Origin of the sequence: Janthinobacterium lividum (assembly GCF_034424625.1) — a bacterium.
In the GTDB taxonomy this organism is placed as follows: Bacteria; Pseudomonadota; Gammaproteobacteria; order Burkholderiales; family Burkholderiaceae_D; genus Janthinobacterium; species Janthinobacterium lividum.
Genome location: NZ_CP139976.1, coordinates 499540 through 519601, shown reverse-complemented (window position 1 = coordinate 519601; position 20062 = coordinate 499540). Strand labels below are relative to the sequence as shown.

Here is a 20062-nt window from a genome sequence, read left to right as displayed (position 1 = left end):
ATGCATTTAGGCAATTTTCTCATACCGTACTGGAAATCGCTAACTTTTGTTACTCACACGACAATCCCCGAGACCCCGATGCATCGCCTGATTCCCCTGTTTTTGAGCCTCATCTTTTTACTCTGCGGCAATGTCGTGCAAGCGGCCGTGGGGACCGCCGCCAGCGGTTCCGGCAAGCGCATCGCCCTGGTGATCGGCAACGCTGCCTATCCGCAACCCTTGCTGAACCCCGTGAACGATGCACGCGCCATGGCCGAGCGCTTGCGCCGCCTGGGCTTTGAAGTGCTGTTGCGCACGGACATCAATGCGGCACAGCTGCAAAAGGCCTCGGCCGAGTTTTCCACACAGGCGCGCGGCGCCGATATCGCCCTCGTGTTTTACGCGGGCCACGGCGCGCAGGCGGGCGAAGCCAATTATGTGCTGCCGCTGGGCGCGAACATGAATGCGCTCAGTGCGGCCGCCATTGCCGCGCAGGGCGTGTCCGTTTCCAGCCTGGCGGGCGACTTGCAGCGCACGGGCGCGCGCGGCGCCGTGCTGATCCTTGACGCTTGCCGCCAGGAATATACGCGCGGCGGCGCCGCAGTGGTTCCCGGCGGCGGCAATGCGGCCAGCCATGGCTTTGCCGACACGCAAGCGCCACGCGGCGTGGTGATCGCCTATTCAGCCGGTCCCGGTGCCCTGGCGCGCGATTTCTGGTCGCCTGATTCGCGCAACAGTCCCTATACGAGCGCCCTGCTCGACGCGCTCGACGCACCGGGCCTGTCCATGGGCGACGTATTTTCGCAAGTGGCGGCACGCGTCGCCGCCATGACGCACGACGTGCAAAAGCCCCGCGTGTCGTTTGGCGAAACGTCGGCACGGCTGGTACTGAACATGGGCAGCGGCAAGGGCGTCAGCCCGCCGGCGCCGGGCGTACTGGCATCGGGCAACAACGGCATGCGGGCGCCTGCCCCGACGGTGGAGAAGCCTGCCGCATCCGGTGCCAAGGTGTGGCCAGGCAACGTGCTGCAAGACATCAACTATGAAATCCGCATGCAGATCGCGGCCCGTCCGTTTCCCCGCCAGCAACTGGAAAAGCGCGCGCGCGGCGGGGACCTGGTGGCGCTGACGGCCCTCGGCTATGGCATCGGCGGCGGCGACGCGGGCATCAAACAGCCGAAGGCGGGCATGCAGTGGCTGGAAAAAGCCGCCGCGAAAGACTTTCCCATCGCCCAGACCTATCTGGCGGAATTGCTGATGGTCAAAGGTGACCCAGCCTCGCTGAAACGGGCGGGCGTGCTGCTGGACGCCGCCTCGCAGGCCGGCTACACGGCCGCGCACGCGTATAAATTCGACCTGGCGCGGCGCACGGGCGCGCCGCCGCAGGATGCTGCCCGGCATTTGCAGGACGCCTTCATGGGCTTGATGAAGGATTACCAGGGCGCCGCCAAGGACCTGATGCAGCCGCCGAAAAAATAATTCCAAATAATTTTGGATTTCCCTGAACTGCCCCCGTTATCCGTGGGTACATGCAATACAGCATGACAGTGACCAGGGAAATCCCATGCAACCATCCAGCCCAGCAGCAATCACCACCGGCCAACGGGGCCGCATCCTCGCCTACCAAGCAAGCGGACAAGGTTCCGTCAGCGTGGCCGGCATTCAACATGCCTTCGACGTGGCCACGCATTGGCGTTCGGACGTGGCGCCCGCCATCAATGCCGTCGTCGACGTGCGCTTCGATGACGCAGGCGGCCTCGCCACCGTCAGCGCCGTGGCAACGCAGCAACTGGCGCAGGAAGAGATGGCCGGCGCGGCGAAACTGGCGCGCGACAAGGGCCAGCAGCTGTGGGGTCAGGCCGTGTCCGCCCTGGGCATCAAGGTGCTGGCCAGCCTGGGCGTCTTGATCGCCGGCGCCTTTGTCTTCAACACCATCGGCATCCGCCTGTTCGCCTCCGTTTCTCGCACCTATTGGCAGCTGCTGGGCCTGTCCGCCGACAGCCTGGAAAGCTTTGCCCGCGATGGCGGCGGCGGTTTTACCTCGGCACAATTCTTCTTCCTGCTGGCCATTGCCGCCTGCTGCGCCACCATGGCCAGCAGCCACCCGAAAGCGGCGCTGGGCAAGTGCGCGCCGCTGCTGTTCGTCGTCATCCACAGCAGCTTGCTGTTCCTCAAGATCAAGGGCGCCGTCAGCGACGCGGGCAACGCCATGGGCGGCATCATGGGCTCGCGCGCGGCCCGCATGGCAGAGCAGATGGCCAGCGAAATGCTGGGGCAGGTCTGGCAGGGACTCTCGTTCGGCATCGGCTTTTACCTGGTGCTGGCCGCCAGCATTGTCCTGGCCGCTTACGGTTATGGCGAATACAAACGCAAAACCGTCGGCTAAGTCACCTCTTACACATCCATACTGAAGGAAATACCATGAACCGCACTTTCTCCGCCCTTCTCGCCATCGCCGTGCTCCTGTCCGCCTGCGGCAAGAACGACACCGCCACACCAGCCGCCTCTGCCCCCGTCGCCGCGAATGTCGCGGACCTGGCCGCCAAGGCGCAGGTAAAAGCGGCCGCCGCCAGCCTGCCGCAAGCGGACGCCGCCACGCCAAGCGCCAGCTATGTCGACATCACCAGCGGCAACCAGTTGATGTACAGCTACATCGCCCTGTCCGGCGTGCCGCCCGACTATGCGGCCGTGGCGCAGCGCATCTCGCGCGAATATGCGGGCAGCAACGATGCCTTCCGCAAGCAGGAAGTGCTCGACGCCCTGAAACCGCAGATCGACGCCAAGGTCAGCGAAGCGAAAACCAGGCGCTACCTGCGCTACCAGATCAATGGCCAGGGCGCGCTGTCCCCGTACGCCATGGACAAGGCCGCCTTCCCCGCCAAGTTCGCCGAAGCGGGCACGTATTACTACATGTACGACAACGGCGACTACAAGCTGGCATTCACGAATGGCGACGGTTATTCGCTGCTGAAGGTGGGCCAGGAGGCGGCGCGCAAGATCGAGGCGGCGCGCAGCGGCTACAAGGACTTCGCCATCGTCGTGTACGCCTACGCCCAGGAAGCGGACATGGCCAGCCATCAGGTCAAGGCGCAGATCGTCAAGGTGGCGATCAAGCTGAACGGAGAAGAAATTCCCGTCAGCCAGGCGCAGTAGAACGGGCTCGGTTACACTGTTCGCCACACTGCATCGGGATAGCGACATGGGCGAACAGACACTGGCGGAACAACATCTGGCAAACGGGCAACGGCTGCAGCAGGCGGGCAAGCTGATCGAGGCGATCAACGCCTACCAGGCCGCCCATAAACTGAACCCGGCCCTGGCCGAAGCACAGCATTTCCAGGGCCTGGCGATGCTGGAACTGGGTCAGGGCACCATCGGCCTGGGCCTGTTAAAACTGTCGCTCAAGCAACAGCCCGACAATGCCCTGTTCCACTACAACCTCGGTAATGTGTTGCGCGGCACGGACAACGAGGCGGCGCTGGCCAGCTACGCCACGGCGGCGCGGCTGGCGCCGCACGAACACGATTTCGCCATCAGCCATGCCGAATTGCTGATGGGCAAACAGCAGCTGGCGGACACCATCGCCGAGCTGGAACGGGCCCATGCCCTGCGTCCGCAGCGCTGGCAAACCCTGCAGGGACTGGCCGAGCTGTACTACCGCACGGGACAGCAGGAACTGGCGCTGGCCCGCTACGCGCAAGGCCTGGCGCTGCATCCTGCGCTGGCGCAAACGTGCTGCATCGGCTTTGCCAGTCCGCAAGCGGAACAGGCAGAGACATTGACGCCGCTCAATGTCGCGGACACCCTGCACGATTTTATCCGCGAAACGGACTTGCACATCCTCGACGATTTCCTGCCCGACCCGGCCGCCTGGCGCGCGCAGGCGCTGGCGTTGCCATTCGAGCAGCAGCGCTATGCGGGACAAAACTATCCGGGCAGCCAGACGGCGGGCCAGCCCAGTCAAGCCATCATGGAGCGCATCGCCACGGCACTGGGCCGCCCCATCCGTTTCATTTCGCCCGACAATGGCTCGTACCGCCTCAGCTATGCGGACGCGATGGCGCGCACGGATATCCACGTGGACAATGAGACGGGCAACAATTTCAATTTCTATGCAGGCGTGCTGTATCTGAACCCGCCCGAGCAATGCCAGGGCGGCACCACGTTCTGGCGCCACCAGCCCAGCGGCTGGTACCGGAGACTGCCCGAGGCGGACGTGAAAGCGGGCGGCTATGCCAGCTTCAAGGATTTCCAGAAGCGCTGGCTGCCGAACAGTAAAGTACAGAAATTCAATGACTTGCAGGAACAGCGCGACAGTTGGCAAGCGCTGCTGGAAGTGCCCATGCGCCACAATCGCCTGATCGTGTACAAGGGCCATTACTTTCACTCGATCAGCAATGTGTTTGGCGACACGCCGGAAAATGGCAGACTGGTGCAGCTGTTTTTCTTTGAGGTGCCGGATTAAGCATGCTGCACGAGTATTGTCGGATTACGCCCTGCGGGCTAATCCGACCTACCTGTCTTTTTTGAAGTGCCCGATTAATTGGCGGTAAAAATCCCCGAAGTTGGTGACGGCGCCGAAGAAAATGTTCAGGGCTAGGCGCCGTGCCGCAGGCAGTACGAATGTACGACAAGGCACGGCAACAACGCCATGGACGTTTTATTGGGTGATCGTCAATACATGTCCGCGGCGGTCGCGCGTACAGCTTTGAGCAGCATATCCGCCCCCGGCGACAATAAATGATCCTGCTGGCGGATGATGCCGAACGCATCCATCTTGCACGGCAATTCGATGGGCAAAATGCTCAGCACGTTCAACGATTCGTAGTAATGGGCCACTTCCGTCGGCATCACGTGCAGCGAGTCCGTTTGCTGCAGCAAGGACGTAATCAGCAGCAAAGCCGTCGTGTCGACCACGTCGACAGGCGGCTCCTGCCCCGCGCGGCGGAACATCATGTCGAAGCGGTGGCGCAGGATGCTGCCTTGCGGCGGCAAGATCCACGGCTGGCCCGCCAGGTCTTTCAATTGCAGATTCTTGCGCGACAGCAGCGGATGGCCATTGCGCGCCACGGCGCTGGCCGGCTCTTCCGTCAATTCCTCGTAGATGAGGCCGGCGCTGCTTTCCTTTTCCAGGATGCGCCCGATCATGAAGTCCAGGGTGCCGTGCTGCAGCATGTCCATCAGGGTATTGCTGTGCTCCAGGTGCACGCCGATGCGCATCAGCGGCGCCTGCTGCTTGATGCGGGCGATCGCGCGCGGCAGCAAGGCCATGGCCGGCGTCATGATGACGCCCACTTCCACCTGGCCCGTCAAGCCCGACTTCAGGGCGACGATGTCGTCATGCGCCAGCGACAGGCTCGTCAGGGCCATGCGCGCGTGGCGTATCATCGTCTCGCCGTAGATGGTCGGCTCCATGCCGCGCGGCAACCTGTCGAACAGGCGCACGTCCAGCATCTCTTCCAGGTCCTTGATTTGCTTGGACGCCGCCGGCTGCGTCATGTGCAATTCTTCCGCCGCGCGGTGGATGTTGCGCTGCTCGTCAAGGGCGATCAACAGCAGCAATTGCCGTGTCTTCAGGCGGGCTCGCAAGAACCAGTTGGGGTTGAGGGTATCCATGAATAAATCATATCATGATCGATATCGGTTCTAACTCAATATCGATGTTATAGATATCGGTGTGTCTCCTTTTTGTGCGTAGTCAACGAGCGTTCAGGATGCCTTGCAGGCGGCGCTGGGATTGGCGGCCGGACCGGCCGTTTGATGGATGAATTCGATGGTGCCGTCCGGCTTGTATTTCAGCTCTTCCACGGCCACGGAGCGCCGGTATTCTCCACCGCCGGGCAACTTGTCGTTGTGATAGAAGATGTAGGACTTGCCGTTGAATTCGATGATGGCCTGGTGAATGGTTTTCACGACGGCATTCTTGTCCATGATGGTGCCGCGGAAATGCCAGGGACCTGTCGGCGTCGGTCCTGTCGAGTACGCCGTTTCTTCCGGGAAATTGCGCGAGTACGACAAGTAATACGTGCCCGCATGCTTGTGCATGTAGGCCGCTTCCGTAAACGCATCCATGCCGAAGGTCAGGATCGGGCCGTCCAGCTCCGTCATGTTGGCTTTCAGCTTGGCGTATTTCAAGACCGTGTTGCCCCAGTAAATATAGGCCTGGCCGTCCGTATCGATGAAGACGGCCGGATCGATGTCGTCCCAGGGAATGGCCGTCTGCTTCGTCATGTCGTTCGTGATCAGGGCGCTGCCGCGCGCATCGACGAACGGCCCGGTCGGGCTGTCGGACACGGCTACGCCGATGGCCTTGCCGGGGATGGTCTTGTGGTCGACGGTCGAATAAAAATAGTATTTGTTGCCGCGCTTGACGATGTCGCCGGCCCAGGCATCCTTGCCGGCCCACGCGAAGGTCGAGTAACGCACGGGCGAGCCGTGGTCCGTCCAGTTCGCCATGTCGCACGAGGAATACACGCGCCACTCGTTCATGCGGTAATCCGTATCCGTGGCGCTCGCTTCATCGTGGCCGACGTACAGGTACACCCTGCCATTGTCGACCAGCGCGGCCGGGTCGCCCGTGTAGATATTTTTCACGATGGGGTTGGCCGCCTGCACGCCGAATGGGGCGCAGGCGAGCGCCGCCGCCATGCCGATGGCTGCGGCAAGTGTGTGTTGCTTGAACATCAGATTAACTCCCGTTGGTATTTTTCTGGCCCATGGCCATCAGTCTTTGCACGACGCAAAAGACAAACAGCAGGCCGCCGATGACGATCTTGGTCCACCACGAGCTGAGCGTGCCGTCGAAGGCGATCAGGGTCTGGATGGTGCCCAGCACCAGCACGCCCGACAGCGCACCCGCCACATAGCCGTAGCCGCCGCTGAGCAGGGTGCCGCCGATGACAACGGCGGCAATCGCGTCCAGTTCCGTGCCTTGCGCATGCAAGCCATAGCCGGACAGCATGTAGAACGAAAACAGCACGCCGCCGAGCGAGGCGCAAAAGCCGCTGAAGGCATAAATGAAAACCTTGGTGCGGCCGACAGGCAGCCCCATCATCAAGGCCGATTGTTCATTGCCGCCGATCGCATACACGGCGCGGCCGAACGGCGTGGCGTGCGCCAGCCAGATGGCCAGCAGCAAAGTGACCACGGCGATCACCACGCCCGGCGAGACAAAACCACCAAGAAATTGCAACTGCGTCTGCGACATGGCCACGAACAGCGGATCATCGATGGTGATGGAGTTGATGCTGATCAAGTAGCACAGCCCGCGCGCCAGAAACATGCCGGCCAGGGTGACGATGAACGGCTGTAATTTGAAATAATGGATCAGCGCGCCCATGCTGGCGCCAAATACGGTGCCCAGCGCCAGCACGGTGACGATCACCAGCAGCGGCGGCCAGTGCGCCACGTTGAGCAGCCAGGCGGCGATCATGGTCGACAGGGCCAGCACGGAACCGACGGACAGATCGATGCCGCCGGACACGATGACGAAGGTCATGCCGACGGCGATGACGAGCAAAAAGGCGTTATCGATCAATAAGTTAAAAATGACCTGCGTCGACAGCAGGCCCGGGTAGGCGGCGCCGCCCAGGCCCAGCATCACCACCAGCAGCAAGACCGTGACGAGCGAGGTGAAATACGGGGTGTGCAGCAAACCCTTCATGCTTTTCTCCGATGCAGCAATTGCTTGAATTCCGACGATTGCGACAGGCAGACGAGGAAGACGACGACCGACTTGACGACCATGTTCACTTCCGGCGGCACACCCAGCGAATAAATCGTGTAGGTCAGGGTCTGGATGATGAGCGCGCCGATCATGCTGCCGACTAAGCTGAACTTGCCGCCAGCCAGGGACGTACCGCCCAGGGTCACGGCCAGGATGGCGTCCAGTTCCAGCATCAGGCCAGCGTTGTTCGCGTCGGCGCTCTTGATGTTCGAGCTGATCATCAGGCCCGACAGCCCCGCGCAGGCGGCGCAAAAGACGTACACAAAGAAAATCAGGGTCGCCGTCTTGATGCCGGCCAGGCGCGCGGCGACGGGATTGATGCCGACGGCCTGGATGAACAGGCCCAAGGCCGTCTTGCGCATCAGCACGGCCGTGATGAGGAACACGGCAGCGACGAGGAACAGGGAAAACGGCAAGCCGAACAGGTAACCGCTGCCGATGAAAAAGAAGGGCTGGTAGTAGACGGTGACGATCTGCCCATCCGTGAGCAATTGCGCCAGGCCGCGCCCCGCCACCATCAGGATCAGGGTGGCGACGATGGGCTGCAAGCCCAGGCCCGCCACCAGCACGCCATTCCAGGCGCCGCACAGCAAGGCCGCGCCCAGGGCGGCGGCCAGGGCCCAGCCCATGGGAATGTTGCTCACGTAGGTCGGCACGCCATTTTCCATCACCATGGTGCCGCCGATCAGCATGGCGGCCACGGTGCCGGACAGGGCCACGACGGCGCCCACGGAAATATCGATGCCGCGCGTGGCGATCACCAGGGTCATGCCCAAGGCCGCCAGCATCAGCGGCGCGGCGCGGTTGACGATGTCGATCACGCTGCCGTACAGGTGACCGTCGCGAATTTCCAGATGGAAAAAACCGGGGATGGCGAAGAAGTCGACCAGCAGCAGCAAGAACAGCGCGGCCAGGGGCCGGCTCAGGGGGTGATGCAAGACACTCTGCAACATGGAAGCATTCGTAAGGGAAGCGGCGCGCGCCAGTGGCGCGCTCGATGGCGTGGATAAACTCATGTGGCGTCTCCGGCGATCACTTGCAGCACGGAACTGTCGTCCAGCTCGCCGCGCGCATAGTCGCCGCAGCCCTTGCGGTCGCGCATGACGACGATGCGGTCGCTGCAGCGCAGCACTTCCGGCAGCTCCGACGAGATGAACAGGATGGCCATGCCCTTGCGGCACAGCTTGCTTACATAGCTCATGATTTCCTGCTTGGCGCGCACGTCGATGCCGCGCGTCGGTTCATCGAGGATCAGCATGGCCGGCGACGTCACCAGCCAGCGCGCCAGCAAGGCTTTTTGCTGATTGCCGCCCGACAGGCTGCCGATGGGGGCTTCGATGCTGGCCGTCTTGATGCCGAGCGCCTTCACATATTCATCGGCCAGCGCCTGCTGGCGTTTGAACGGAATGGCGCGCAACAAGCCCGTGCGGGCCTGCAAGGCCAGGATGATGTTTTCGCGCACGGACAGCGACAAAATCGCGCCCTCATGCTTGCGGTCTTCCGAGCAAAAGCCGATGTCCCGGGCAATCGCATCGCGCGGCACGCTGAAGTGGCGTGGCTGGCCCTGCATCGTGATCGTGCCGGAATCGGCCTTGTCGGCGCCAAACAGCAGGCGCGCCAGTTCCGTGCGGCCCGAACCGAGCAAGCCGGCCAGGCCCAGCAATTCACCCTGGCGGATGTGGAAATCCATGGGCAGCAAGGCGCCCTTGCGGCCGAGGCCCTGCGCTTCGAGCACAGTCGGACCAAAGCTGGCGGCGCCCGCGTCTTGCGCCAGATCAAGCGTTTGTTCCTGCGTGTCGGCCGCCACACCGATCATCTTGTTCACCAGCGCCAGGCGCGACAGCTCGCTGCACGCGTACTCTCCCTCGCGCTCGCCATTGCGCATGACGGTGATGCGGTCGGAAATGGCATACGTCTGGTCGAGGAAATGGGTGACGAACAGAATCGCCATGCCCTGCTCGCGCAGGCGGCGCAGCACGGAAAACAGCAGATTGACTTCCGCCTCGTCCAGGCTGGACGTGGGTTCATCGAGGATCAGCACGCGGGCCGAAATGTTCAGCGCGCGCGAAATGGCCACCATTTGCTGGATGGCCAGCGGAAAGCTGGACAGTTGCGCCGTGACATCGATATCGATCTGCAATTGCTGCAGCAAGGCACGCGCCTGTTGCTGCATGCCACGCCAGTCGATAGCGCCAAAGCGGCGCGGATAGCGGCCGATAAAAATGTTTTCCGCCACCGACAGGTTCGGGCACAGATTGACTTCCTGGTACACGGTGCTGATGCCCAGTCCCTGGGCATCCGAGGTGGACGCGGGCGCAATGGGCTTGCCATCGAGCAAAATCTGGCCGCTGTCGGGCGTGTAGACGCCCGTCAGCACCTTGATCAGGGTCGATTTCCCGGCACCATTTTGCCCCATCAAGGTGTGCACTTCGCCCGGATACAGGCGCAGGGCTACGTCGCTGAGGGCTTTGACGCCGGGAAAGGACTTGCTGATGCCGCGCAACTCCAGCAAGGGAGCTGGCGCGGCATTGTGTTTCACTTGCGTCTTCATCATGCGGCAAGCTTAGTACTTACGGTTCGGGAATTCCTTGGCGGCCACCTCGGCAGGGAACACGCCTTCCACCGTCGTGATGCGCGCCGGCACGGGCTTGCCGGCCACCACATCGCGGGCAATCGACATCAGTTGCGGACCCAGCAGCGGGCTGCACTCGACGGTGACATTCAGCTTGCCGGCGATCATGGCCTCGAACGCGCCTTTGACGCCATCGATCGAGATGATGACGATATCCTTGCCCGGTTTCATGCCCGCTTCTTCGATGGCCTGGATGGCGCCGATGGCCATGTCGTCATTGTGCGCGTACAGCACGTTGATCTTCTTGCCTTCGGCCTTCAGGAAGGCTTCCATCACTTCCTTTCCCTTGGCGCGCGTAAAGTCGCCCGTTTGCGAACGGATGATCTTCATCTTCGGATTCTTGCCCACCACTTCCAGGAAGCCCGCCTTGCGGTCGATGGCCGGGGCGGAGCCCACCGTGCCTTGCAGCTCGACGATGTTCAGGGTGGCATCCGGGGTTTTCTTGGCATGCTCGAGCAGCCATTGGCCGGCACGGCGGCCCTCTTCCACGAAGTCGGAACCGATGAAGGTCACGTACAGCGATTTGTCGGCCACGTTGACGGCGCGGTCCGTCAGGATGACGGGAATCTTGGCAGCCTTGGCTTCGCGCAAGACGGTATCCCAGCCCGATTCAACGACCGGCGAGAAGGCGATGACGTCGACCTTTTGCGCGATGAACGAGCGCAGCGCCTTGACCTGGTTTTCCTGCTTTTGCTGGGCATCGGCAAATTTCAGGGTAACGCCATCTTTCTTGGCGGCATCCTTGATGGAGACGGTATTGGCGGTGCGCCATTCGCTTTCGGCGCCCACCTGCGAAAAGCCCATGACGAGGGGCTTGGCGGCGAAAGCGGAAGAAGTAGCGGACAGTGCGAGCAGCATGGCGCTGGCGAGGAGTGTGCGGCGTGTCAATTTCATTCTTGTCTCCAGTTTTTTTTGGAATACCATCACAGCCGGATGCCGGATGGGCGGTTTTTTATGAACCCATGGTAGGAGAAAGCAACATAGCCATCCAATCAATTCTTTTTCGCTTGCGATACCGATTTGCGTATCGGTATCGCCAGCAGAGTCCCTCTTCCCTCAGCGCAGCAAGCGCAGTCCATACAGGCCTCCCGCCACGGAATCCTTGCCAGCGACAAATTTCACGCGCAATTTACCCTTGGCGGCCGCTACCAAGGCCGCAGGCAAGGCAATATCGACCGTATGCAGCTCTTGCGGCGCATCGGCCGCCACGGCGACCGTCTCGACCTTGATGCCGTTGATCAGGACGTCAAAGACGCGGCCCGCATCGAGGGTGGACAGGGTCAGGCGCAATAGCTTCGCTTCGGCTTGCGGGTCGCTCAGTTCATAGCTGAACCAGCCTGTCGCATGGCGCCAGTGCCTGCCCTTGTTGACGCCGTTTTCTCCCCCTTCCGCCTGGAAGAAATGATCAGATTCCGGCTGCTGCTGCCCGGGCGCCACTTGGTCGATGGTTTGCGCATCGAGCGCCAGGCGCTGCGCTTCGGCTTGCGCGGTGGTTTCCTGCAGCTGCGCCATCCTGGCCGGCGTGGACACGGGCCAGTACAGCATGTAGCGAGAGTCATGCAGGCGGAAGAACGGGATCAGTTTTATCTTCGCCGCATCCTTGCCCTGGATCAACCCGGGCGCCGTAAACGTCAGCGGCTGTCCCTTCACGGGACGGATTCTCCGCATGAAATCCTTCTCATCGCTGACGAAAAGGGGCGACGATTCCAACGGGCACACTTGCCCCTGGGCGATATGGCCCATGCGCGAGTCGTCGGCAAAATAGTTCAGTTGTTCATTCGCGAACGGCTGCGTCCTGGCGGCCAGCACGATGGGGCCATGCAGCACGGCATAGTAATTCGACTGGTCCGGCATCTGTTCCAGGCGCGTCGTCATGGGTAGAGCGACATCGACGGTGTCGCCCGCTTTCCAGGCGCGCGTGATGGTCACGTAGTCACCGGGCACGCCGTTCACGCGCATGGACTTGCCGTTGAGCTTCAGGCGCAGCTTGCCCTTGGCTACCCACTGCGGGTAGCGGATCTTCATGCTGAAGGTTTTACTGCCCTGCACGGTAATGCGCGTCGTGTCCTGGTCCGGAAACTGCGTGCTCTGGATAATCTTCACGCCCTGCTCTTTCCAGTCCAGCGTGGACGCCATGAACAGGTTCACGTACAGGGCGTCGCCTTCATGCGCGTAGATGAACTCGCCATACTTGGCCTGGCTTTCGATGCCGGATCCCACGCAGCACCACATGCCCTTGTCCACTTGCGAATACACGCGGTAGTGGTTCGGGCGCATGGGCGTGAAATACACGAAGCCGCCCGTGCCCGGGCGCTGCGACGACAGGATATGGTTGTACAGGGCGCGCTCGTAGTAATCCGCGTAGCGCACCTGCTCATCGCGGCGGAACAGCTGCTGCGTGAGCTTGAGCATATTGTAGGTATTGCACGTTTCCGGCCCCTCGACCTCTTCCACCATCGACGAAAAATCGTGCTCGTCGTGGAAATGCTCCTTGACGCTGTTGCCGCCGATGGCCACCGTGCGCTTGTCGTGCACGGTTTGCCAAAAGAATGTCGCCGCCTGCTGCCAGTCGCGCCGGCCTGTCAGCGCGCCGATGCGCTCGAAGCCGATCACCTTCGGAATCTGCGTATTCGCATGCAGGCCCGTCAGCTTGTCTTGCCCCGCCGCCAGCGGCTGCAAGATCGCCTGATGCGAAAAGCGCACGGCCAGGTCCATGTAGCGCTGCTCGCCCGTCATCGCGTAGACGTCGGCCAGTACTTCGTTCATGCCGCCGTGCTCGGCGCGCAGCATCGCTTGCATCTGCGCATCGGTAAGCGAGGCCGACAGATTCACGGCCCAGTCCGACAAGGCGATCAGTATGGTTTTCGCTTCAAGATGGCCGGCGTACTGGTAGGCGTCGCGCAAGCCGGCGAACACCTTGTGCAGGTTGTACCACGGCACCCATTTACCATTGACGGAGAAGGTGTCGGCCTGCAATTTTCCCTTGGCGATGGCTTGCCAGGCGGCATTGCCGTCGGGGATACCGCCCAGATAGCCGTTGCCATTGGCATCCTGGCATTTCTTCAATTCCACCAGCATGTAGTCGAGGCGTTCGCGCGCCTGCGCGTCGCCCGTCGATGCCACCATCAGCGCCAGCGCGGACAGGTAATGCCCGCCCATGTGGCCGTCCAGCCCTGTCGATTCCCAGTTGCCATAGCTGGACTGCACCTGCGGCAAGCCCGCCTCGCGGCGAAACGGCGCCAGCAATTTGTCCGGATCGAACGCCAGCAGATAGTGCAAGTCCGTCGTTTGCGCATCGAGAAACGGCCCCGCTTTCAAGCGCACGGACGAGAGGGGAAACAGCTCGGCTGCCTGCGCCGCAGGCGCGAGCAGGCCGCCAGCGGCCAGCGCCAGCGTCAACAAGGTCTTTTGCATGGGCGCCCTCAGGGTTTGGCGGCCGGCAGTTGGCGGCTTTGATAGCGGTTCAAGTCGCGCGCATCGACCTGCGGCCAGCCATCCTTGTCCCACGTCATGGGCAGGATCTTGAGCTTCTGCAAGTAATTGTCCGCCGTCTCATACGCGTGCAGCACCAGGTAATCCTTGCCATCGAAGGTGTAGGCGCTGTTGTGGCCCAGACCCTTCCAGTCCTTGTCGCCTTGCAGCACCACCGTGCCGCCGCCCTGCGCCATGTCGCGGCCATCCCTGTCCAGGTAGGGACCCGTCACGCTGTTGGCGCGTCCCACGGCCAGGTGGTAGGTACTTTTTTCCTTCTGGCAGCACAGGCCCCAGGACACAAAGAGAAAATAATCGCTGCCATGCTGGAAGATGAACGGCGCTTCGATTTCCTCCGGTGCGGGCTTGAATTCGCCGGCCCTTGGCGGCAAGGGCACGCGTCGCGCCAGGGAATGCCACTCTTGCGGTTCCGCAATACGGGTCCAGTCGGGCGTCAGTTTCACCAGCTTGATGCCATTCCAGAACGAGCCGAACGACATCCATGGCGTGCCCTTGGCATCGGTGATGATGTTCGAGTCGATGGCGTTCCACTCGTCGCGCTCGGGCACGGATTGCAGCAGCATGCCCTGGTCGACCCAGCGGTAATCGGGCGAACGGGGATTCAAGGTGGTGTTGACGGTCACGCCAATGCCGGACGTGTTCTTGCCGAAGCCGGACACGGAGTAATACAGGTAATATTTTCCGTCATGGAATTGTACGTCGGGCGCCCAGATATGGTCGTCAAACGATGGAGCGGCTGTTTTTGCCCACGTGGGCTGGCCCGCGAAGACGCGCCCTTCGGGCTGCCAGTCGACCATGTTTTTTGAACTGTAAAAGGTGATGCCGGGACCCGTGCTGTACAGATAATACGTGTCGCCTTCTTTGGCCATCACGGGGTCGTGCACGCTGACCTGGTCCGCGTGCGCGGCAGCCATGATCGCCAGGGTGCCCAGAATGGCAGCCATGCCGCGGGTCAATGTATGCATCGTCTACTCCGATATGAATGGGCCGGCCCATCATGCGGGCCGGCCGGATGAATGACAAGGGGTGAAGACTATTCGACAGCCACCACCACGACGGCCTTGGCGGGCACCGATACGGTCAGCTTGCCGCCTTGCGCCTTGGCATTGAACGCCACCGGTTGTACGGCTTGCGGTTGCGCAAAGCTGTTGACGGCATCCATCTTGCCTGCGGTCAGCACGCGGCCATTCACGGCTGTCACTCTTTGACCTGCCACCGCCACGCTCACATCGACAGCCTTGTGCGGGTTGGTATTCACCAAGGACAAGTACACCTTGCCATCCTTGGCGCGCGCGGCCGAGGCGCTGACTTCCGGAATGCTGACCTTGCCCAGGCTGTACTTGCCATTGCCATTGATGGCGACCGGTAACGATGTGGCATCCTGGAACGGCACGTACATTTCAAACGCGTGATACGTAGGCGTGAGGAAATATTTGTCCTTGTCCGTGATGATCATCGCCTGCAGCACGTTGACCATTTGCGCGATATTCGTCATGCGCACGCGGTCTGCATGGGCGTGGAAAATATTGAAGTTCAGGGCGGCGACGAGCGCATCGCGCAAGCTGTTTTGCTGGAACAAGAAACCCGTGTTGGTGCCCGGCTCCACGTCGTACCAGGTGCCCCATTCATCGACGTACAAACCCGTCTTTTTCGATGGATCGTTCTTGTCGATGGCGGCGATATTGTTCTTGATCAAGCTATCGATGCGCAGGGTACGGCTCAGGGTGGAAATCCACTCATTTTCGCCAAAGCCCGTGGCGGCGCCCTTCTTTTCCCAGATCCCGGTCGGCACCGTGTAGTAGTGGAAACTGATGGCGTCCATCATGTTCGGCTTGATTTCGCGGCTCAGGGTGCTGGACCAGCTGATGTCGTCGTCATTGCCGCCGCTGGCGATGAATTTCGGGCGCGCGCTTTCCGGCGTCTTCATGAAGGTGTGATAGTGCTTGTACAGGTCGGCGTAGTATTGCGGGCGCATATTGCCGCCGCAACCCCAGGCTTCATTGCCGATGCCAAAGTAATCGACTTTATACGGCTGGGCGCGGCCATTCTTGCGGCGCAGCTCGGCCAGGGTGGACTTGCTGTCCGACGTCATGTATTCGAGCCATTCGGACATTTCCTGCGGCGTGCCGGAACCGAGGTTGCCGTTGATGTAGGTCTGCGCGCCCAGGAGCTCGGCCAGGTCGAAGAATTCGTGCGTGCCGACGGCGTTCGACTCTTCCACGCCGCCCCAGTTGGTATTGACCTTGGTCGGGCGCTGGGCGCGCGCGCCGATGCCGTCCTTCCAGTGATATTCATCGGCAAAGCAGCCGCCCGGCCAGCGGACCAGGGGCACGTGTAACTGTTTCAGCGCGCCCAGCACGTCATTGCGCCAGCCCTTGGTGTTCGGAATGGGCGAGTCCGGCCCCACCCACATGCCTTCGTAGATACCGGTACCCAGGTGCTCGGCGAACTGGCCGTACACGTTCTTGTTGATCACGGAACCGGGCTTGGCCACGTCGATGGTGACGCTGACGGGCGCGGCAAAGGCGCTGCCGGCGACCAGGCTCAAGGCCGCGATGCTGGTGTTGATGAATTTCATGCTGTCTCCTGTTTTTAAGTGAAAAGCAAGGGCCGGAATCAAGCCGGCAATGGATGTGGCGATGCCTCTCCTGCCGCAGGGTTGGGGCGGCAAGAGCGGTATTTCGAAAGAGGAAAGATTTGGCAGGCTGCAACTCTGCGGCCGACAAAACGCCCAGGGCTAGGCGCAGCGTCGAAGACAGTACGCTAGTACGGCGAGACGCTGCAACAACGCCCTGGACGTTTTGTCAAACCCAGCCGGCGTCGACGATGAATTCCTGGGACGAGCACATCGCGCCGTCATCCGAGGCCAGGAACAGCACCATGGCGGCGATGTCCTGCGGCATCAGCTTGCTTGGCAAGCATTGGCTTTTCTTGATTTCCACTTCGGCCGCGTCGTCGACCCACAGGTCGATCTGGCGCTGCGTCATGACCCAGCCCGGCGTGACCGTGTTGACGCGGATATTGTGGGCGCCATAATCGCGCGCCAGGCCCCGCGTGAGGCCCACGACGGCGGCCTTGGTGGTGGCATACACGGGGTAGCCGCCCGACTTCATGTGCCAGGAAATCGAGCTGACATTGATGATGGAACCGCCGCCCTTGCGCTTCATGCCTTCGAAGACGGCCTGGCACGTGAAGAACATCGGACGTTGATTGATCGCAATGCGCTCGTTCCAGTATTCCAGGGTCACGTCCTGCACCTGGTGGCGCTGGTCGTTGGCGGCATTGTTGACGAGGATATCGAAGTCGCCCAGCTCGCCTGCCAGTTCGGCCATGACGGCTTGCAACGATGGAATATCCGTGATGTCGCAATGGCGGAACAAGGGTGCCGTCCAGCCCGCTTCGGCCAGGTGGCGGCACAGGGCCTCGCTCGCTTCCACGGCGATATCGACAAACGCCACCAACGCGCCCTGGGCGGCAAATTCCGCCACCAGGGATTCGCCGATGCCGCTGCCGCCGCCCGTGATGAACACGCGCTTGCCCTGCAAGCTGCCATATTTCGCCAATTGCTTCATCTTGTCTCCACCTGTTTATTTTTTATATACAACGTGCAACACAAGCCGGCGCGGCAAGACCCGTTGGCCCCGCCGCGCAGCAGGTTTTAGTCCTTGCCCAGCACGCCATCGTGACGGCGCCAGATCCCCAGCGGATTATCGTCGCGCAGCGACTCCGGCAGCAAGTCCTGCAGCAGGTTCTGGTACGACACGGGACGCAGGAAGCGGTTGATGGCTGCCGTGCCGACCGAGGTGCTGCGGCCATCGGAGGTGGCCGGGAACGGGCCGCCGTGCACCATGGCCGTCGACACTTCCACGCCGGTGGGGAAACCGTTGGCCAGGATGCGGCCCACGCGGCGTTCCAGCACAGGCAGCAGGCGGCGCGCATCTTCCAGGTCGCCCGCATCCATCTGCAGGGTGGCCGTCAGCTGGCCTTCCAGGCTTTCCGTGATCGTCAGCAACTGTTGCATGTCGCGGCAAGCCACCAGCAGGGAGGCGGGGCCGAAGACTTCGTCGCGCAAGTCATGCTTGGCCAAAAACGCTTCGCCCGAAGTGACGAACAGGGCGGCGGCGCCCTTGCCTTCGTCGCCCGTATTTTGCACCAGCGGCGTCACATCGGCGTGCTGCGCCAGGGCGGCGACGCCCTTGGCATAGCTGCTGGCAATACCAGCCGTCAACATGGTGGCGGCAGGCGCCGGTGCCAGCGCTTCGGCGGCAGCGGCGGCAAAGGCCGTAAAGTCGGCGCCTTCCAGGCCCAGCACGAGGCCGGGATTGGTGCAGAACTGGCCCACACCCATGGTCAGCGAGGCGGCAAAACCGCTGGCGATCGCCGCGCCGCGGGCGGCCAAGGCTTGCGGCAGCACAAACACGGGGTTGATGCTGCTCATTTCCGCATACACGGGGATCGGTTGCGGACGTTCTGCCGCCACCTTCATCAGGGCGATGCCGCCCGAACGCGAACCCGTAAAGCCGACGGCCTGGATGGCCGGATGGGCCACCAACGCCTGGCCGATGCCATTGCCCGTTCCCGTCAGCAAGGCAAACACGCCGGCCGGCAGCTTGCAGATGGCAATCGCTTTCACGATGGCGCGCGCCACCAGCTCCGACGTGCCAGGGTGGGCCGAGTGGGCTTTCAGCACGACAGGGCAGCCGGCAGCCAAGGCCGAGGCCGTATCGCCACCGGCCACGGAAAAGGCCAGCGGGAAGTTACTGGCCGCAAACACGGCGACGGGGCCCAGGCCGATCATGCGCAAGCGCAAGTCAGGACGCGGCGGCACGCGGTCAGGCAGCGGGCTGTCGATGCGCGCATCCGTCCACGAGCCTTCACGCAGCAAGCCGGCGAACAGTTTCAGCTGACCGACCGTGCGGCCGCGTTCGCCTTCCAGGCGCGCGCGCGGCAAGCCGCTTTCCGTCATGGCGCGCACGATCAGGTCGTCGCCCAGTTCGAGGATTTGCGCGGCAATGGTGTCGAGGAAATCGGCGCGTTCCGCATCCGTGGTGGCGCGGAACGGGTCGAACGCGGCTTGCGCCAGGCGGCAGGCTGTGTCGATTTGCGCTACGTCAACCATATGGAAAGCGGGCGCGATGTGTGCGCGCGCGGCCGGGTCCCAGGCTTGGAAGGAGCCACCATTACCCTGGACGGCGACGCCGCCGATCAATGCATCACCGGTGATATTGAAACTCATAATGTGCTCACTTTCGCAAATTCGGTTGGGAAGACGTCGAGGCGGTTGCGCAAGGCAGGGCCAAAGGCCGGCGCTTCGATTTCAAAGGTTTCGCCCGGCGCCACGCTCACGCCATCGGCAAAGCTCAGGGTGGCCGTGCCAAAGAAGTGTACGTGCACGTCGCCGGGGCGCTTGAACAGCGGATACTTGAAGTGGTGGTGTTCCAGGTTGGCAATCGTGTGCGACATATTCTCTTCGCCGCTGACAAACGCCTTCTCCCAGCGCACATTGCCAGCCGCATCGAGCACGCGCGAGGCGCCAACGATATGCGCGGGCAATTCGCCCACCAGCAGGGCCGGCCCGACGCTGCAGGCACGCAGTTTCGAGTGGGCCAGGTACAGATAGTTCTGGCGTTCCGTGATGTGGTCCGAGAATTCATTGCCGATGGCGTAGCCGACGCGGTAGGGCTGGCCATCGTCGCCGATCACGTACAGGCCGGCGATTTCCGGCTCCTCGCCGCCATCGAGGGCAAAGTCCGGCATGCGCAGCGGCTGGCCGCCCGCGCGCACGATGGAGCCGTCGCCTTTGTAGAACCATTCCGGCTGGGCGCCGGCCGTGCCGTCAGCCGGCTTGCCGCCTTCCACGCCCAGGCGGAACATTTTCATGGAGTCGCTCAAAGACTCGGCGTCGCCGCCGATCTTCTTGTGCATGGCGTCGCGCGCGCCGGCGCTGCCCAGGTGGGTCAGGCCCGTGCCTGTCACGTAGCAGTGCGCTTCATCCGCGTGGTCCAGCGGCGGCAGCACACGGCCGCCAGCGGCCACGGCCGCATAGGAATGCGTGGTGTTGCCGACGGTGGCGTTCACCAGGTCCGTCAGGCCGACCTTCTTGCGGATGGCGTCTTGCGCCAGCGCATACGTCGTGTTGTAGCCTTCGATGACGCGGATCTGGTCGTCTTGCAGCAGGCCGACCAGGCGGCCGCCATGTTCATTCGTAAATTGCAGCAACAGCATGGGATTCT

General features: G+C 62.3%; 16 protein-coding genes. 4 read left to right on the top strand and 12 right to left on the bottom strand.

The annotated features are described in order from the left end of the window. The first annotated feature begins 78 nt into the window (after positions 1-78). The 4 genes from U0004_RS02240 (at position 79) to U0004_RS02225 (ending at position 4444) form a co-directional block, all read left to right on the top strand. Positions 79-1458 carry a caspase family protein gene (locus U0004_RS02240; RefSeq protein ID WP_070258469.1) on the top strand — a complete coding sequence of 460 codons (1380 nt, stop codon included), beginning with the start codon at positions 79-81 and terminating at the stop codon, positions 1456-1458. A gap of 85 nt (positions 1459-1543) precedes the next feature. Then, positions 1544-2365 carry a hypothetical protein gene (locus tag U0004_RS02235; RefSeq protein ID WP_070258467.1) on the top strand — a complete coding sequence of 274 codons (822 nt, stop codon included), beginning with the start codon at positions 1544-1546 and terminating at the stop codon, positions 2363-2365. A gap of 35 nt (positions 2366-2400) precedes the next feature. Beyond that, a complete protein-coding gene (locus U0004_RS02230; protein ID WP_070258465.1) occupies positions 2401-3132 on the top strand; it encodes a hypothetical protein in 732 nt (243 codons plus the stop codon). A gap of 46 nt (positions 3133-3178) precedes the next feature. Further along, the gene (locus tag U0004_RS02225) at positions 3179-4444 is read left to right on the top strand and encodes a DUF6445 family protein (RefSeq protein ID WP_070258463.1); all 1266 of its coding nucleotides are present in this window, start codon (positions 3179-3181) and stop codon (positions 4442-4444) included. 209 nt (positions 4445-4653) lie between these two features. Here the strand turns inward: U0004_RS02225 and U0004_RS02220 are convergent, their stop codons facing one another. The 12 genes from U0004_RS02220 to araD1 all read right to left on the bottom strand — a co-directional run bounded on the left by U0004_RS02220 (position 4654) and on the right by araD1 (position 20054). After that, on the bottom strand, positions 4654-5595 hold the full coding sequence (locus U0004_RS02220; protein WP_034752932.1) for a LysR family transcriptional regulator: 942 nt from the start codon (positions 5593-5595) through the stop codon (positions 4654-4656). Between the two features lie 93 nt (positions 5596-5688). Beyond that, positions 5689-6663 carry a glycoside hydrolase family 43 protein gene (locus U0004_RS02215; RefSeq protein ID WP_070258461.1) on the bottom strand — a complete coding sequence of 325 codons (975 nt, stop codon included), beginning with the start codon at positions 6661-6663 and terminating at the stop codon, positions 5689-5691. Between the two features lie 4 nt (positions 6664-6667). Beyond that, on the bottom strand, positions 6668-7642 hold the full coding sequence (yjfF, locus tag U0004_RS02210) for a galactofuranose ABC transporter, permease protein YjfF (RefSeq protein WP_070258459.1): 975 nt from the start codon (positions 7640-7642) through the stop codon (positions 6668-6670). Next, complete coding sequence (locus tag U0004_RS02205; protein ID WP_070258457.1) at positions 7639-8721, bottom strand: ABC transporter permease; 1083 nt, start codon at positions 8719-8721, stop codon at positions 7639-7641. The genes yjfF and U0004_RS02205 overlap by 4 nt, the downstream gene beginning before the upstream one ends. Then, positions 8718-10259 carry a sugar ABC transporter ATP-binding protein gene (locus U0004_RS02200; protein WP_070258455.1) on the bottom strand — a complete coding sequence of 514 codons (1542 nt, stop codon included), beginning with the start codon at positions 10257-10259 and terminating at the stop codon, positions 8718-8720. The genes U0004_RS02205 and U0004_RS02200 overlap by 4 nt, the downstream gene beginning before the upstream one ends. 9 nt (positions 10260-10268) lie before the next feature. Next, positions 10269-11231, bottom strand: a complete 963-nt coding sequence (locus tag U0004_RS02195; protein WP_070258453.1) for an ABC transporter substrate-binding protein — start codon at positions 11229-11231, stop codon at positions 10269-10271. 162 nt (positions 11232-11393) lie between these two features. Next, entirely contained in the window at positions 11394-13751 is a 2358-nt protein-coding gene (locus U0004_RS02190) for a glycoside hydrolase family 127 protein (RefSeq protein ID WP_070258451.1), read from the bottom strand. 8 nt (positions 13752-13759) lie between these two features. Continuing rightward, positions 13760-14794 carry an arabinan endo-1,5-alpha-L-arabinosidase gene (locus tag U0004_RS02185; protein WP_070258449.1) on the bottom strand — a complete coding sequence of 345 codons (1035 nt, stop codon included), beginning with the start codon at positions 14792-14794 and terminating at the stop codon, positions 13760-13762. A 68-nt stretch (positions 14795-14862) separates the two neighbouring features. Beyond that, positions 14863-16407 carry an alpha-N-arabinofuranosidase gene (locus tag U0004_RS02180; RefSeq protein ID WP_070258447.1) on the bottom strand — a complete coding sequence of 515 codons (1545 nt, stop codon included), beginning with the start codon at positions 16405-16407 and terminating at the stop codon, positions 14863-14865. Positions 16408-16633: 226 nt separating this feature from the next. Continuing rightward, entirely contained in the window at positions 16634-17401 is a 768-nt protein-coding gene (locus U0004_RS02175; RefSeq protein ID WP_070258445.1) for an SDR family NAD(P)-dependent oxidoreductase, read from the bottom strand. A gap of 86 nt (positions 17402-17487) precedes the next feature. After that, entirely contained in the window at positions 17488-19065 is a 1578-nt protein-coding gene (locus tag U0004_RS02170) for an aldehyde dehydrogenase (NADP(+)) (protein ID WP_070258443.1), read from the bottom strand. Further along, entirely contained in the window at positions 19062-20054 is a 993-nt protein-coding gene (araD1, locus tag U0004_RS02165; RefSeq protein ID WP_070258441.1) for an AraD1 family protein, read from the bottom strand. Before araD1 ends, U0004_RS02170 begins: the two co-directional genes overlap by 4 nt. Positions 20055-20062 lie beyond the last annotated feature (8 nt).